Here is a 15002-nt window from a genome sequence, read left to right on the forward strand (position 1 = left end):
TCCAAGGATCTAAGGGCTTGCCTCGGAGCCCGTGATGCGTTTCACTTATTGAAACGCTAATTTCATCCCTTGGCAAGGGGTTGTCGAGATCTGATTCACACGACACCCTTGAAAACCGCACCCGTTAGAAGGAAAAACCCATGAAGGCCAGCATCAGCATTTCAACCGGAGCCCTGCAACCGGCGGACGTCGTAGCAGTTGCTCGCCACGATGCCCAGGTGGAATTGGGCGCCGATGCCCTGGCCGCCATCGACTCCTCCCGCGCCGTCATCGACGCACTGGTCAACGACACCGTTCCGCACTACGGGGTCTCCACCGGATTCGGCGCGTTGGCCACCAAGCAAATCCCGATCGAGCTGCGCGCCCAGCTGCAGCGCTCATTGATCCGGTCCCATGCCGCATCCTCCGGTGCCGAGGTGCCCCGCGAAGTGGTTCGAGCCCTGATGCTCAACCGTCTCTCCACTCTGGCCACCGGCCGCACCGGTGTGCGGCCCATCGTGGCCACCACCTATGCGGCGGTACTCAACGCCGGCATTACGCCGGTGATCGGTGAATACGGCTCCCTGGGCTGTTCCGGGGATCTGGCTCCGCTCTCCCACGCGGCCCTGACCCTGATGGGCGAGGGCCCGGTCCGAGACGCCGCCGGCACGGCCATGGAGGCCTCCGAAGCACTGGCCGCCGCCGGCATCGCCCCTGTTGTCCTGGCCGAAAAAGAGGGGCTGGCCCTGGTCAACGGCACCGACGGAATGCTCGGCATGTTGTTGATGGCATCTGCGGACTTGCATGCCTTGTTGTCCATCGCCGACATCTCGGCAGCCATGAGCATCGAGGGACTGTTGGGTACCGATGCGGTCTTCGCGGCCGACCTTCACGCACTTCGGCCGCATCCGGGACAGCGCGATTCCGCGACCAACATGCGCACGGTGCTGGCAGGCTCGCCCCTCATCGAGGAGCAAAAGGCCGGCGCCCACAAGTTCACCCGCGTGCAGGACGCCTATTCGCTGCGCTGCGCACCGCAGGTCCACGGGGCCGTGCGCGCCACCCTGGCCCACGCCGAATCCGTAGCAGCCATCGAACTCACCTCGGCGATCGACAACCCGGTGGTCACCCTGGATGGCCGGGTCGAATCAAACGGCAACTTCCATGGCGCTCCGATCGGCTACGTGCTCGATTTCTTGGCCATTGCCGTCGCCGATCTGGCCTCCATCTCCGAACGCCGCACCGACAGGTTCCTGGACAAGGCCCGCAACCACGGACTCAACGCCTTCTTGGCCGATGACCCGGGCGTTGATTCCGGACACATGATCGCCCAGTACACCGCAGCCGGCATTGTCTCGGAGCTCAAGCGGCTAGCCGTCCCAGCCTCGGTCGACTCGATCCCGTCCTCCGCCATGCAGGAAGACCATGTCTCCATGGGCTGGCACGCGGGACTGAAACTGCGCAAGAGCATCGATGGGCTGGCCCGGGTACTGGCCATCGAGCTGCTCACCAGTGCTCGCGCCTTGGACATGCGCGACGGCGGCCTGGGCTCTTCCAAGTCCTCCCCGGTGATCACCGCGGTGCGCGAAGCCATTCGCACCAAGGTCGAGGGACCGGGCACCGACAGGTTCCTGGCTCCCGAGATCGAAGCGCTCTTCCAGCTGGTCGTCAGCGGCACCCTGTTGACAGCGGCCAATTCCCAGGCCGAGGTCCCACTGGCCTGATCCACCACCGGCGGCATCCGATGACGGCGTATGTCGCGTCGGATGCCTGCCGCTGCTCGTTTCGTTGTTCGGCAGGCCAACCCAGATAATGGATGCCCTGCCGTCTACCGCTCTCCTGGGTTTTGCCGGGGTCGCCCTCGTCGTGGTCCTGTCCCCCGGTCCCGATACCTTCCTGACCCTGCGCTACGCGTTGAACCGCCCGCGCAACGGGGTTGCCGCCGCCTTGGGCATGATGATTTCCATCATGGGCTGGGCTGCCTTGGCCGGCCTCGGGGTGGCTGCACTGTTGCAGACCTATCCGGCGATCCACCAGGTGATCGCCGTCGTCGGTGGCGCCTACCTGCTGTACCTGGGGCTCGGCTCCCTGATCAAGGCACGGTTCCTGGCCGGAGCCTCGGCGGCGACGGCACGCACCGCCACCCGAACCGCCGCCGCCGCCGGCAGTGCGTACACCCTGTTCCAATCCCTGCGCGCCGGCATGCTCTCGGCGGCTCTGAACCCGAAGCTGGGACTACTGTTCCTGGCCCTGATGCCACCATTTATCCCGGTCGGATCAAATATGCTCGGTTCCGCCTTGCTCCTGGGTGCCATCTTCGCACTCATGGGCTTCGCCTATTTGATGGTGCTCACGGCCATCGCGGCCAAGGCCATGGCGTGGTTCAAAAGCCCCACAGTTGGCATCTGGCTCGAACGGGTGTCCTCTGCCGCGCTAGCCATCATGGGCATCGTGGTGCTCGTCGGGGCGTTCCTCTAGCGGCGGCTAGACTTCAAACCATGACGACTTCGAACCCCGCCCTGACCGCTGGAACGATGGTGCACCTGGCCGATTCGACCAAAAGAAAATGGGCGCACGGGGACGTGCGCGAGATCGCCGCGGGGAAGTTGGGCCCGGATGCCGACCTGCTGCCGGCCGAGGGCAACAGTTGGGACTGGCGCTTGAGCATCGCGTCCATCGAACGATCCGGGGAGTTCACCCCTTATGAAGGATTCGACCGCACCCTCACGGTGATCGTCGGAGAGCTGCTCGAGCTGACCATCGATGGAACCGTCCAAGCGGTGGAGGGGCTTCGACCACTGAAGTTCTCCGGGAACAGCACTGTTTCCGCGGCGTTGCCCACCGGCGAGGTGCTGGCGTTGAACTTGATCACCCGCACCGGCGTGCTCCGCGGAAACGTACGCATCGTGGAGCTGTCCAAGAAGCGCGAGCAGCACCTCTTCGGCGGGCAGTTGGGTGTGCTGCTGCAGGGCAAGGCCACGGTGCTGCGGGAGGAAACCGAAGCCCCGTTCGAGCTGCGCGACACCATGATCGGAGGGGAAGAAGATTCCCCGCGGATCAGCGGCCGCGGCTTCATGGCCGTGGTTTCTCTCGACCTTCCTTAACAGATCAGCTCAACTTAACGGATCACCAAAATCCGGTTTTCCTGAATCAGCAGAAATCTGCTCCCCCGGAGTCAACGGTGCGGATCAAACCAGAGCTTTTCAGCGGGCCATTCAGGTGTTGCGACAGCTCGGCTTTTTTGGGGACACTGCGAACCATCTCCGGCTGTCCACACGTGGTAGCGCACCAGCAATTTCGGCGCCTCATGGGTTCCACAATCGACCCCATGGATGCCAAAAATCGATGGACCGTCGAATACAACGAAGAATCGAATTTTTCTTCCTTCTTTCGAAACCTGAACACCTATGAGCAGGCAGTTGTTCGTGCTGCTATCGAGCAAGTTTTAGAAACCCTAGGCCCCGAAATTTGTGCTGGCCGGTGGGGGAGACCACTCGGCGGTTGCTTGGTCGAATTTCGTATTGATGCAACGCTTCGCGCCCTCCTAGATGCTGATCGTGCCTTGAACTGGGCTTCGGAGGCCAACATCCCAGGGTGCTTGTCCGACTCTTCTGCGTTTTCCATGGTCAACGCATCGTGCTGATTCATCACGGCTATAACAAAGGCAAGAGCCCCGGCCCGAAACGGCAATCGAAAGAAATACGCGTGGCCCGCAATATCCATGAAGCCTGGAAGATGAAGATTGATTGACATCCCATGGGCCGTAAACCATAATTCTAATTATGGCCCGAAAGCCATAAATCGAAGGAGTGAAGCATGGCACGTTTCCGTGATTTGGCACGTCAAGCACAGGCCTCATGGTCCGAAACCGACCATGAAATCTACGAACGCGCTTCCGCTGCGTTCAAGGAAGAAGCAGAAGCCCAAATCGCATTCGGTAAAAACCTCTGCGCCCTGCGCAACGAGCAACATTGGAGCCAGTCATACTTGGCAGACCTGACAGGTATCCAGCAGTCCGAGATCAGCCGTATCGAACGCGGCGCGGCAAATCCGACTCTCGCTACCGTTGCAAAGCTGGCCAAGGCCTTCGGCAAGGAACTAAAAATCGTTTAGGGCGCCAACGGACCAACAGCTCATTGGCCGTTGGTTCCCCGGAATTTCCTTCTTGATCCCTACCGTTGGCTGTGACGTACCAACGACCTACGTTACTTGTTCAGGCCGGGCTGGACCGGAACAAATCCGACCGCGTTCTTTCTGTGGATTTTTACCGGCGAGCGCGAAAACCCCTTGGTGTCCATGTTGTTCTGCAGCCGATATTCAGCCAGCGCCGCATCATAGAGTTCGTTCATCCGACGTCCCGTGGTTTCTTCCTGCGTCCCGTCGGTGAACGTGATGGACAGGGCCAGCTTCTGCGGAAAATGCCGGTTCATCCGGACGAAGCCTTCGGTGTCCTGTTTGAGATTGATCATGTGGTTCCTTCGGTCGAGAACTGTCAGCCCCAATTCTTCACCATGTTTCACTGTTTTTTTCCGGAGTGCATTCCAGCTAGCCAATTTTCGAGCTTGAACAAACCTTCTGTGCACTGACTCAGGGGAGAAGATCAAGCATTTGAGGCCAGGCCTTCATGGCGTGAATCACAAGTTCGTTGCCACTATCAAACACAAGGACCACTGTTTCAAGCAGCCGACCATGCGTATCGAAGCCGATCCGGAGCTGCCTGGCCGGAGTATCATCGTCGAGATCCTCGATCCATACTGCCCACGTTGCAGCCTGCACCACGTCCCTCGCATTGATTCCATGTCTGAGAGCAGATTCATGGACTTTCATGCTGCATACGCCGCCAGCGCTTCGCGCATGATCTCGGAACGAGTCTTATTTTCCTTCTTCGCTCGCGCGTCGATGACCTGAAGCTCCTCGACTGTCAGCCGCACAGGGACCACTTGCGACGGTTGGGATCCACGCCCGGGGCGTCCGCGCCCACGCTTCTTCAGTGCCTGCGCATCGTATCCACGTTCGGCTTCTGCAGCCCAAGCTTTTATTTGATCGTCGGTGACCGGTACCCCATTGATTGTTTCTCGCTCACTCATAACAATATTGTAATACGAAAAAACGCTTATCAGAAGGCCTCCGCAGCTCTTCCTGGGACAGTGGTTGAAGCAGCCACCGGCGACGGTTGGCTCGACAGCTCAGAAGCAGTCTTTTCCCGCGAGGAACAGCGCCCCGAACACCGGATCCTCCCCGAGAAAGGCGATGCCCTCCAGTCCGATGCCGGCCAATGGTGCGCGAAGTCGCTCCTGGTACAACGGTTGGTGCATGCCCAGCCCGCCGCCGATGACCACAGGCCCGGCGATCCCCAAGACGCTAGAGACATCCCCCAGCGCCGTCACCATATAGGCGACCGCCTCGTCGATGATCCGCGTGGCTCCAGCGTCGCCGGCCCCGTAGGCCTGGAACACCAGCGGTGACTGCTGGGCCCAGTAACGCCTGTCAGTATCGCCATGGAACAGCCCGATCAACTCATCCGGCGAGGAGACGTGGTTGGCCTCTAGGACAAGGCGTCCCAGTTCGCCTATGGGTTCCTCCCTGTTGAATTTACGCAGGGTGTGCCGCACCGCCTCTCGACCCATCCAATACCCGCTGGCTTCGTCTCCGAGCAGGTAGCCCCAGCCACCGGCGCGTGCTTCCTTCCCAGCGGCATTGATCCCCCAGACGGCCGAACCCGTACCCAAGATGACAGCCATCCCGGTTGATGCATGTCCCGCAGCCAGAATCAGATGTGAATCGTGCACGACCTCGATGTCCGCCTCCGGCGCATGCACCGCGATCATACTGCGCAACCGCTGCGCATCGGCCGCCGTATCAATGCCGCCGGCACCTGCCACCACCTTATCGATGTGCCCGAGGCCCAGCGCCTCGAACATCTGCGCAATATTGTCTTGGGCGACCTGGACGCTCACGTTCTGCACATTGGCGCTACCGGTCTTGGCCTCCGCAACCACTTGTCCATCAAGCCAACGCACGCCATGGCTCTTGGTCCCGCCGATATCCAGGCCGACCAATGTCGTAGTTTGGGAGCGCGCAGGGGACATGACTTCCTTCTCTTCACAAGGCCTTGGTGAGGCCAGACAACCCCGGGAAGCCCCGGCTCGATGGTCCTCGTTCGCTCACCATTACATCACCGACCCCCATACAGACACCGACCCGACGCACGACTCCTGACCGGCATCCGTAAACCGCTTGGGCTCAGCATCAAGGAAATCCACATATTGCTCACCGCAACCACCGACAGTCAACGACTCGCGGGTCCCTACCCCCGCCGCCGAAACGGGCCTCGGCTATTGTGGGCACCAAGGGAATCGACGGGCTTTAGTCCCCGTTGAACCATCGGAAAAGCGTTGTCAACAGCGACATCGGCGGCACTACCAAGTTGAACGAACTTGCGAAAGGCATCCATGCACGATGAAACGTCACTGACCATCGCACGTGCCAGACGAGTCCTGGCCGAACGCATCATCCCCGCCATCTATCCACAGTCACTTCCCCTCGAGGTGGCCGCCCACGCATTGCCCGGCGAACCCATAGCCCCGGCCGTAGGACTGGCACTCGACTACTGCCCGCACACCGTCGGCACCGAGTGGGGCCCCGCCTGGGGAACCACCTGGTTCCGGATCCGCGGTCAAGTTCCCACCGACTGGGCAGGGAAACACGTCGAGCTGCGCATTGATCTGGGATTCGATACCTCCACGACCGGATTCCAATGCGAGGGACTGGTCTACCGGGCAGACGGACACGCGGTGAAATCCCTCAACCCACGCAACCAATGGGTCCCCGTGGCCGATTCGGCAGCCGGCGGCGAAGACATTGAGCTGTTCATCGAGGCCGCGTCCAACCCCGTGCTGCTCGAACACCACCCGTTCCTGCCCACCGCACAGGGCGATGTCCGATCCTCCTCTCCGACCCCGCTCTACACCACCAAAACCATGGACTTGGTCATCAGGGACCTGGCGGTCTACGAGCTGTCCCTCGACCTGGAGGTCCTGCTCGAGCTGCAAGCCGAACTGCCCGAGGCACCGCGGCGCTTCCGGATCCTGCAGGCCCTCGACGATGCTCTGGATGTCCTGGACCTGGCACGCATCGGCGACACCGCCGCGGCGGCACGTGCTGCATTGGCCGGCGTCCTGGCGCAACCGGCCGAAGCCAGCGCCCACCGGTTGGCCGCCATCGGCCACGCCCACATTGACTCCGCCTGGCTGTGGCCCATCCGCGAAACCATCCGCAAGGTCGCCCGGACCACTTCCTCCATGCTCGAACTGATCGATTCCGACCCCGATTTCATCTATGGCATGTCCAGCGCCCAGCAATACAAATGGCTCAAGGACCAGCACCCGGGACTCTACGCACGCATCAAAAAGGCGGTGGCCGACGGACGATTCGTGCCGCTGGGCGGCATGTGGGTCGAATCCGACACCGTGATGCCATCCGGCGAATCACTGGTGCGCCAATTCCTGTACGGACAGCGCTTCTTCCAAGAAGAATTCCGGATCTCCTGCCACGGAGCCTGGCTTCCCGATTCCTTCGGCTACTCCCCCGCCCTACCCCAGCTGATGCGCCGGGCCGGGCTCGAATGGTTCTTCACCCAGAAGATCTCCTGGAACCAAACCAACATCTTCCCGCACCACAGCTTCTACTGGGAGGGCATCGACGGATCACGTGTGCCCACCCACTTCCCGCCCATGGACACCTACAACGCGCAGCTCTCCGGCCACGAGGTCGCCCTGGCCGCACGCCAATTCCGCGAATCCCGCAGGGCATCCTCCTCCATCGCCCCGGTCGGCTGGGGAGACGGCGGAGGCGGAACCACCCGAGAGATGGCATCCAAGGCCCAGCGGCTCAAAAATCTGGAGGGCAGCGCGCGGGTCTCCTGGGAACACCCCGATTCCTTCTACGCGCGCACCGCCGCCGAACTACTCAACCCGGCCGTTTGGGTCGGGGAACTCTACCTGGAACTGCACCGCGCCACCCTCACCTCCCAGCACCTGACCAAGGCCGGGAACCGGCGCACCGAGCAGCTCTTGGTCGAAGCCGAGCTCTGGGCCACCACCGCCGCCACCCGCACGTCGTACAACTACCCGTATCAGGAGCTTGATGCCCTGTGGGAAGCGGTGCTGCTGCACCAGTTCCACGACATCCTGCCCGGCACCTCGATCGCCTGGGTGCACCGCGAGGCGGTGGCCGAGTATGCGCGCATCACCGCCGCGGCACAAGCCCTCATCAGCGCGGCACAGAGAGCACTCACCGACCCCGGGGATGTGGAACTGGTGCTGAACCCGGCACCCATCACCCGCAACGGGATCCCGCCCGGAGGCTCCTGCCCGTTGGCCGAGCTTCCGACACCAGGGCCCGCAGTCACCGCCGTGCAGGATGCCGACGGCATCAGGCTGACCAACGAGTTGGTGTCCATCAACGTGGATCCCGACGGATTGATCACCTCAGCCATCGATCTGGCATCGGGCCGCGAGACGATCGCCCCTGGCCAATGTGCCAACCTACTTCAGCTACACCAAGACTTCCCCAACCAGTGGGACGCCTGGGATGTAGATGCGTTCTACCGCAACCGGGTCACCGACCTGGTTGCGGCCGACTCCGTGGAGCTAAGTACCGATGCCGAGGGCAGCGCCCGGATCACCGTAAAGCGCAGCTTCTCCGCCTCACATATCACCCAGGAGCTGGTGCTGGCCCCGGGTGCGCGGATGCTGGAGATCACCCAGCACACCGACTGGCAGGAAGTCGAGACGTTCCTGAAGGTCGCCTTCGCACTGGATATCCGCGCCGAGCATTCGATCGCCGAAACCCAGTTCGGCTATCTCAAGCGACCCACGCATGTGAACACCAGTTGGGAGGCGGCCAAGTTCGAGACTTCCATGCACCGCTTCGTGCTGCTCAAGGAGCCGGGCTTCGGCGCGGCGGTGCTCAACGATTCGAGCTACGGCTACGACGTCACCCGCGAGGCACTCGATGCCCGGGTGAGCACCACGGTGCGCATCTCACTGCTGCGCGCCCCGCGCTTCCCGGACCCTCACACCGACCAGGGCTTGCACACTCACCGCTACGGGTTGCTGATCGGTGCCGACATCGCCTCGGCCACCGCGGCAGGCATCGCGCTGAACACCCCCGAACGCCGCATCACCGGAGGATACGCCTTCGACTCGCTGGTGGAACTGGACGGTGAGGGTTTGCTGCTTTCAGCGGTGAAGCTCGCCGCGGACCGCAGCGGAGAGGTGATCGTGCGGCTCTACGAATCCCTGGGCCGGCGGTGTACCGGCATGCTGCGCGTGAATGCCGATCTCGAATCCGTTTCAACCGTCTCGCTGCTCGAAGACCCGTTGGCGGACGGAGAACCTGTGTTCATGGAAACCGGCCATGTGGAACTGTCCCTGGGCGCGTTCGAGGTGCGGACCCTGCGGTTGCGGCTGCGCGACTGAGCGGCCTCGGCCTCACCGGCACCGTACGGAAACCTGTCGGTGGAGTGGCCGTTTCACCGCCAAAAAGGGAGCACCACGACCACCCATGGATTACAACGATTTCGAGATCGCTGCGTTCTGGGTGCTCTCTTTCGCCGCGGCGGTACCGATGGTCATCCTCGGCGTGCTGGTGCATCTGCGCTGCGGCGCCAAGGCCCGGGGGCGGTACCTGTTCCTGGGTTGCCTCGCATCGATCATCTACGGGCTCTTCGCCGGCGTGCTGGTCAATGCGATGTTCCCGCCGCCCTACGTCCAGGGGCTTTCCGAGGGCCGGGGTCTGGATTTGCGCGGCACGGCGCTGATCCTCGGCTCGTGGGTCGGCGGGATCCTGGGTTTCATCGCCGTGGTGACCACGTCTCTGGTGTCCAGCTGGATGCGCCGGCGCACGGCACGAAGAACATCCGTGCCGCAGCAGCTACCCAACCCCTGACCTACCCAGCGGGTTCAGGCGTGCAGCACGCTCGTCTCGACCCGTCGGGCACCCAAGAGTCCCCGTCGCGGACCACGTTCACGGCCAACGGCAATTGGTGCGAGGCGCTCTCCACGATGTGCATCAGGTACCCGGCGGTCCCGGCATCCGTCCGAAGGTCGCCAAGGTCTTCTGCGACGAGGAAACGGAGATGATCTGCGATGAGCTGGGCTACGACCTGATCCTGCCACCGGCCGAACTGCGCGCCCGACTGGATTCGTAGATCGTCACCACCGGTCTGGGCAACGAGGCCGGGGTCGCCTCGGTGCCAAACGTGCTGACCCGCGGCAGTGACTGGAGCACGCTGCGCCGCGAGCCCGACGCGGCCCGGCTCGGCGACGAACTGGTGGTCCAGACCCCCTACGGGGACTCGGGCAAAAGCACCTTCTTCATCAACAACGAATCCGACTGGGACACCCACAGCGCAGACATCATCGGCCAGGACATCAAGGTGATGCGCCGGATCAACAACCTGCCGGTGGCCGTCGAGGCGGTACTGACCCGCTCCGGCACCGTGGTCGGCCCGTTCCTCACCGAACTCGCCGGTCACCAGGACCTGACCCCGTGCTCGAGTTCATGGAGGTCGAGTTCGAGCTGGACATCGAGGAAATCAATGCCCGCTGGGAGGCACTCTCCGGCGCGGATACCTGGAGCCAGATGATCATCAAGGAAACCAGTGAGACCGTCGAGCTGCTCACGGCCACCCCCGCCACCGGCCAGTACCACCTCGATTCCAACGGCGCCCTGGTCTTCGGCCGTGCCGCCGTGGACTGGCACATGCTGCAAAACGAGTCCGAGGCGTTCTTCCTGCGCATCTACGGGCCCGGCGACTACCGCTGGAAGGGCGGGGACCTGGGCATCCTGGTCACCAAGGGCAGGCTGCAGGTGCGGCGCAACGGGTCCCCGCAGCTGAGCATCAGGGCCAAGCACTTCATCGATTCCATCCGCGCCGGCTTCACCGGTCTGCAGGTGGACGGCGGTGTCCAGCACGAGCTGCCAGCCTTCGCCGGGATCGGAGTCAAGACCAGGTGGTAGGAGGACCACCCAACAAATTCGCCGCCGCGAAGAGGCCCTGATGCTGCACCCAAGCAGCAACCGAGAGGACGGTCATGGACGGCACGAACCTTGAGTACCGACCACCAACCGTGGGCGTGGGCAACTGGCAGCTGCCACACAACCTGAGCTGGTCCTTTCAGCACTTTGCCGAGTTCCTGCCCACCGCGTTGATTTCGCGGGGGCAGGGACCGGCCTCGGTGCTGCCCATCAATCCCCTGGATCTCAGGGCCATCTCACGACCTGCGGCCTTCCCCACCGAAGCACCGATGAGTGTCGGCTCGGTCATCGATTCCACCGACACCGACGCCTAGATGATGATGCACCGCGGCACGTGGTCTCCGAGGCCTACTTCGGGGATATGGCCCCGCACTCCGCGCACCTGGTGATGTCGGTGAGCAAGTCCCTGGTCGGTGCGGTGGCCGGCTCCCTGTGCGATTCCGGGCTGCTGGATCCCACGGCGCCACTGACCGATTACCTGCCGGCGCTCACCGGAACCGGCTATGCTGGGGCCACGGTGCGGAACCTGCTGGATATGCGTTCGGGCATCGGGTTCTCCGAGGACTACCTGGACCCGCGCGCCGAGGTGCGGATGATGGAGGAAGCCATCGGCTGAGCCCATCCCACGGCACCGGGCAGCATCGGGATGTACCCATACCTTCGCACATTGCGGCAGAAATGGGCCCACGGCGGGGTCTTTGAATACCGTTCCTGCGAGACCGACGTGCTCGGGTGGGTCTGCGAGCCAGCGGCCCGGGCACCGATGCCGATGCTGCTGTCCCACCTGTTGTGGGGCAATCTCGGCGCCGAACACAATGCCACCATCGGCATTGACCAGTTCGGCACCGGCATGTTCGACGGCGGCATCAATGCCACGTTGCGCGATCTGGCCCGTTTCGGCCCACTGTTCCTCAACGACGGCATCTCGTCCACCGGCGAGCGCGTGTTCTCCCGGTCTTGGGTCACCCAGACGCTGGCCTGGGCCCCGGATTCTCGGGCGGCCTTCACCAACAGCCCGGGCGATAACCGTATGCCCGGCGGCATGTACCGCAACCAGATGTGGTTCCCCTACCCGGGCAGCGACGTGCTGCTCGCCCGGGGTGTCCACGGTCAGCTGATCTACATCAACCGCTCCGCCCAGGTCGTCGGGGTGAAGCTTTTCAGCTGGGCCTACCCGCAGGGCGCCTCCAAGCTCTGCCCCACGCTGCGGGCCTTCGACGCAATCTCCGCGACCCACCCCACGCAGTACCGCGGGGTGGGCCGGCCGTTCCTGCCACTGTTCAACGTCCCGGCACCCCAGGGCCCTCCGGGCCCCACCGCGCCACCGGCCTAAGCCCGTCTGTCCGCTCCTCGGGCTCGGGGTCGCGCACGCCGGTCGTGGTCGGCGTGCGCACCGTGGCCTTCCGCTGCCCTGCTTCATTCCGGAGCATCCGATGCCGCTGGCCGATTCTTCAGCCAGTGGTCATCAACTGATTTCCCTAGCGTCGCGGGGCACCTGAGGTGCTCACGGCTGTAACAATAGGTCGACGCACTGCATGCCCGGCCGGTGGCTGTCCACACTGATAATTCCGGGGCACGGTGCCTGCTCGGCGGCATGTTACCGGGCTCACAAACAACCGCGCCGGAGCCACTCATGACCTTCATCACTGCTTGTCGGACTCGCATACCCGGTCTCCGGGAGGCAAGAGGCACCCGGTGGTTTGCCCCCCATCGGGTACATCCTCGCTCACGAACACCTACACGCTCTCCGACAGGCCGGTTCCGACCTGCCCATCAGCACCCTCGGGCGTCATCTATCCCTGCCAGATAGGCAGTCATCACTAAATCGCACTAAGTTGGCTGGACTTGAAGATTCAAACGGTGAATCCGAATCGGATGGCCCGCGGCAGCCGCCGCAGACATTCTTGGGGAATGGTACTCACCTTGTTGCCGGAGGTTCCGGGCACCGCACGAAAGCGCGGAATGCCCGGTACCTCCGGCAACGCGGAATTATCCTGACTCCGCCGGTTCTTGGATACATGCCGACGAAAAGGAGTGGGGCCATGAGCGCAGAAACCAGCCGATCCAGCAAGGAAATCGTCCAGCCGCGTCCGACCACCAAGGTGGTCGTGGCCAAACCGGCAACGGGCACCTCTACCGTCGTCAAAAAGGCCAAGCCTGCGACGGCCACCACCGTGAAGAAGCCCGCTGCTGCAGCTGCGCCCGCGGCCGCGTCCAAAGCCACAAAACTTGCAGCCAAGCCTGCTGCGAAGACCACCAAGCCAAGCACCCGCACGACGCCGGCCGCCAAGCCAGTGGTCACCAAGCCACCGGCAACGTCTTCTCCCACCGCGTCTTCGGCCGCCGTTAGGGCCGCTGCTCCGCTGGCGGACACGGTACCTTCGGTGGATCCGATGCCCCGGGCTGTGCCCACCGACCCGGAGATCCCCGAGGCAACCATCGGCACCGATGCAGCATTCGCTTCCGACGCCCCCTCGGTGACGGTCCCCCACACGGTCCGCAACATCTCCGAGGTTCGGCACTTCTTCCGCACCAACGACGTACCGATCTTCTTTGTTGGTGCCACCCCCTTCAACCTGCTGGGCCTGGACCGTTGGGTGCGGAACTTCTCCTATGTCAGCTACTACGACTCCTGGGATGGCGCCCACCCGAGGATCTTCACCCCCGCGCACAAGCCCGTCACGGACTTCGAATCGGGCGAGGAGATCAACAACTGGTTGCTGCTCAACGCCGAGGTCCGCGCCCGCATGACCCAGAACCTGCGCCCCGGTCTCCGGCCCAAGGTCGCTCTGGTCTTCTTCAACGAGGAAACCGAACGCATCTGCCGCGAATTGGGCTACGACCTGATTCTGCCCGCGGCCGAGCTGCGCGACCGACTGGACTCGAAGATCGTCACCACCAAAATGGGCGACGAAGCCGGGGTGCCCTCGGTACCCAATGTGCTCTCCAACGGCACCACCTTCAAGGCCCTGCGTGAGGCCGCCGACGCGGCATGGCTCGGCGACGAACTGGTGGTCCAGACTCCCTACGGGGACTCGGGCAAGACCACCTTCTTCATCAACAACGAATCCGACTGGGACACCCACAGCGCAGACATCATCCGCCAGGACATCAAGGTGATGCGCCGGATCAACAATCTGCCGGTGGCCGTCGAGGCGGTACTGACCCGCTCCGGCACCGTGGTCGGCCCGTTCTTCACCGAGCTGGCCGGGCACCCGAGCCTGACCCCGTACCCCGGCGGCTGGTGCGGAAACGAGATGCACCCCGAGGTGCTCACCGCCACGCAGCGTGCCCGGGCCATGGACCTGGTCAAGCGCATGGGCGATCGCCTGGACACCGAGGGCTACCGCGGCTTTTCCAGGTCGACGTGCTGGTGGACACCGACACCGACGAGGTCTACCTGGGCGAACTGAACCCCCGGATCTCCGGGGCCAGCGCCATCGCCAACGTGACAGCCGGCGCCTATGCCGATGTGCCACTGTTCCTCTTCCACCTGCTGGAGTACCTCGATGTCGCCTTCGAGCTGGACATCGATGAGATCAACGCTCGCTGGGAGGCACTCTCCGGCGCCGACGTGTGGAGCCAGATGATCATCAAGGAGACTTCCGAGACCGTCGAGCTGCTCACCTCGGCCCCCGCCACCGGCCAGTACTACCTGGATGCCAACGGGGCCATGGTCTTCAACCGTGCGGCGCTGGACTGGCACATGCTCCAAAACGAGTCAGAGGCGTTCTTCCTGCGCATCTACGGCCCCGGCGACTACCGCTGGAAGGGAGCGGATCTAGGCGTCCTGGTCACCAAGGGCCGCCTACAGGTCGACCGACACGGGAAAACGCAGCTGAACATCAGAGCCCAGCACTTCATCGACTGCCTGCGCGCCGGATTTGTCGGGAAACCGCTGGATGACGACGCGCGGGCAGGCTTCACCCCCGGCCGCGGGGTGAAATCCCAGTGGTAATGTCCAGATGAGCCAGTGCCGT

16 protein-coding genes and 1 pseudogene are annotated in these 15002 nt (G+C 63.3%); 13 read left to right on the forward strand and 4 right to left on the reverse strand.

The window, feature by feature from the left end:
- Positions 1–140 precede the first annotated feature (140 nt).
- The 4 genes from hutH to ADIAG_RS06230 all read left to right on the forward strand — a co-directional run bounded on the left by hutH (position 141) and on the right by ADIAG_RS06230 (position 4092).
- Positions 141–1703, forward strand: coding sequence for a histidine ammonia-lyase (hutH, locus tag ADIAG_RS06215; protein WP_007270478.1), 1563 nt, complete (start codon positions 141–143; stop codon positions 1701–1703).
- A gap of 88 nt (positions 1704–1791) precedes the next feature.
- Entirely contained in the window at positions 1792–2457 is a 666-nt protein-coding gene (locus ADIAG_RS06220) for a LysE family translocator (RefSeq protein ID WP_007270479.1), read from the forward strand.
- A gap of 20 nt (positions 2458–2477) precedes the next feature.
- Complete coding sequence (locus tag ADIAG_RS06225; protein WP_007270480.1) at positions 2478–3083, forward strand: HutD/Ves family protein; 606 nt, start codon at positions 2478–2480, stop codon at positions 3081–3083.
- Between the two features lie 712 nt (positions 3084–3795).
- On the forward strand, positions 3796–4092 hold the full coding sequence (locus ADIAG_RS06230) for a helix-turn-helix domain-containing protein (protein WP_007270481.1): 297 nt from the start codon (positions 3796–3798) through the stop codon (positions 4090–4092).
- 92 nt (positions 4093–4184) lie between these two features.
- On the opposite strand, the gene ADIAG_RS06235 is transcribed toward ADIAG_RS06230, so the two are convergent.
- The 4 genes from ADIAG_RS06235 to ADIAG_RS06250 form a co-directional block, all read right to left on the reverse strand.
- On the reverse strand, positions 4185–4448 hold the full coding sequence (locus tag ADIAG_RS06235) for a hypothetical protein (protein WP_007270482.1): 264 nt from the start codon (positions 4446–4448) through the stop codon (positions 4185–4187).
- A 118-nt stretch (positions 4449–4566) separates the two neighbouring features.
- A complete protein-coding gene (locus ADIAG_RS06240; protein ID WP_043473705.1) occupies positions 4567–4806 on the reverse strand; it encodes a hypothetical protein in 240 nt (79 codons plus the stop codon).
- The gene (locus ADIAG_RS06245; RefSeq protein WP_007270484.1) at positions 4803–5066 is read right to left on the reverse strand and encodes a ribbon-helix-helix protein, CopG family; all 264 of its coding nucleotides are present in this window, start codon (positions 5064–5066) and stop codon (positions 4803–4805) included. Before ADIAG_RS06245 ends, ADIAG_RS06240 begins: the two co-directional genes overlap by 4 nt.
- A 99-nt stretch (positions 5067–5165) precedes the next feature.
- A complete protein-coding gene (locus ADIAG_RS06250) occupies positions 5166–6068 on the reverse strand; it encodes an N-acetylglucosamine kinase (protein ID WP_007270485.1) in 903 nt (300 codons plus the stop codon).
- A 363-nt stretch (positions 6069–6431) separates the two neighbouring features.
- On the opposite strand from ADIAG_RS06250, the gene ADIAG_RS06255 reads away from it, so the two are divergent.
- The 9 genes and pseudogenes from ADIAG_RS06255 (at position 6432) to ADIAG_RS22060 (ending at position 14980) form a co-directional block, all read left to right on the forward strand.
- Positions 6432–9461, forward strand: a complete 3030-nt coding sequence (locus ADIAG_RS06255; protein ID WP_007270486.1) for an alpha-mannosidase — start codon at positions 6432–6434, stop codon at positions 9459–9461.
- A gap of 85 nt (positions 9462–9546) precedes the next feature.
- Positions 9547–9930, forward strand: a complete 384-nt coding sequence (locus ADIAG_RS06260) for a hypothetical protein (protein WP_007270487.1) — start codon at positions 9547–9549, stop codon at positions 9928–9930.
- A gap of 118 nt (positions 9931–10048) precedes the next feature.
- Positions 10049–10192: a hypothetical protein gene (locus ADIAG_RS21820; RefSeq protein WP_200859372.1), complete on the forward strand. Its 144-nt coding sequence runs from the start codon at positions 10049–10051 to the stop codon at positions 10190–10192.
- A gap of 42 nt (positions 10193–10234) precedes the next feature.
- Entirely contained in the window at positions 10235–10630 is a 396-nt protein-coding gene (locus ADIAG_RS21825) for a hypothetical protein (protein ID WP_200859373.1), read from the forward strand.
- The gene (locus tag ADIAG_RS20010; protein WP_007270489.1) at positions 10534–11004 is read left to right on the forward strand and encodes a hypothetical protein; all 471 of its coding nucleotides are present in this window, start codon (positions 10534–10536) and stop codon (positions 11002–11004) included. The genes ADIAG_RS21825 and ADIAG_RS20010 overlap by 97 nt, the downstream gene beginning before the upstream one ends.
- 74 nt (positions 11005–11078) lie before the next feature.
- On the forward strand, positions 11079–11336 hold the full coding sequence (locus ADIAG_RS22050; RefSeq protein WP_007270490.1) for a hypothetical protein: 258 nt from the start codon (positions 11079–11081) through the stop codon (positions 11334–11336).
- Positions 11337–11410: 74 nt separating this feature from the next.
- Positions 11411–12355: pseudogene (locus ADIAG_RS06270) on the forward strand (serine hydrolase domain-containing protein).
- 709 nt (positions 12356–13064) lie between these two features.
- Positions 13065–14435, forward strand: coding sequence for a hypothetical protein (locus ADIAG_RS22055; RefSeq protein WP_007270493.1), 1371 nt, complete (start codon positions 13065–13067; stop codon positions 14433–14435).
- Positions 14396–14980: a hypothetical protein gene (locus ADIAG_RS22060; protein WP_235045846.1), complete on the forward strand. Its 585-nt coding sequence runs from the start codon at positions 14396–14398 to the stop codon at positions 14978–14980. Before ADIAG_RS22055 ends, ADIAG_RS22060 begins: the two co-directional genes overlap by 40 nt.
- The last annotated feature ends 22 nt before the right edge of the window (positions 14981–15002 follow it).

This window comes from Paeniglutamicibacter gangotriensis Lz1y (genome assembly GCF_000348945.1).
GTDB lineage: Bacteria > Actinomycetota > Actinomycetes > Actinomycetales > Micrococcaceae > Paeniglutamicibacter > Paeniglutamicibacter gangotriensis.

What these genes read in the sequence shown, in the direction of transcription:
- hutH (WP_007270478.1), top strand. Translation starts at nt 141, where the DNA reads ATGAAGGCCAGCATCAGCATTTCAACCGGAGCCCTGCAACCGGCGGAC.
- ADIAG_RS06220 (WP_007270479.1), top strand. Translation starts at nt 1,792, where the DNA reads ATGGATGCCCTGCCGTCTACCGCTCTCCTGGGTTTTGCCGGGGTCGCC.
- ADIAG_RS06225 (WP_007270480.1), top strand. Translation starts at nt 2,478, where the DNA reads ATGACGACTTCGAACCCCGCCCTGACCGCTGGAACGATGGTGCACCTG.
- ADIAG_RS06230 (WP_007270481.1), top strand. Translation starts at nt 3,796, where the DNA reads ATGGCACGTTTCCGTGATTTGGCACGTCAAGCACAGGCCTCATGGTCC.
- ADIAG_RS06235 (WP_007270482.1), bottom strand. Translation starts at nt 4,448, where the DNA reads ATGATCAATCTCAAACAGGACACCGAAGGCTTCGTCCGGATGAACCGG.
- ADIAG_RS06240 (WP_043473705.1), bottom strand. Translation starts at nt 4,806, where the DNA reads ATGAAAGTCCATGAATCTGCTCTCAGACATGGAATCAATGCGAGGGAC.
- ADIAG_RS06245 (WP_007270484.1), bottom strand. Translation starts at nt 5,066, where the DNA reads ATGAGTGAGCGAGAAACAATCAATGGGGTACCGGTCACCGACGATCAA.
- ADIAG_RS06250 (WP_007270485.1), bottom strand. Translation starts at nt 6,068, where the DNA reads ATGTCCCCTGCGCGCTCCCAAACTACGACATTGGTCGGCCTGGATATC.
- ADIAG_RS06255 (WP_007270486.1), top strand. Translation starts at nt 6,432, where the DNA reads ATGCACGATGAAACGTCACTGACCATCGCACGTGCCAGACGAGTCCTG.
- ADIAG_RS06260 (WP_007270487.1), top strand. Translation starts at nt 9,547, where the DNA reads ATGGATTACAACGATTTCGAGATCGCTGCGTTCTGGGTGCTCTCTTTC.
- ADIAG_RS22050 (WP_007270490.1), top strand. Translation starts at nt 11,079, where the DNA reads ATGGACGGCACGAACCTTGAGTACCGACCACCAACCGTGGGCGTGGGC.
- ADIAG_RS22055 (WP_007270493.1), top strand. Translation starts at nt 13,065, where the DNA reads ATGAGCGCAGAAACCAGCCGATCCAGCAAGGAAATCGTCCAGCCGCGT.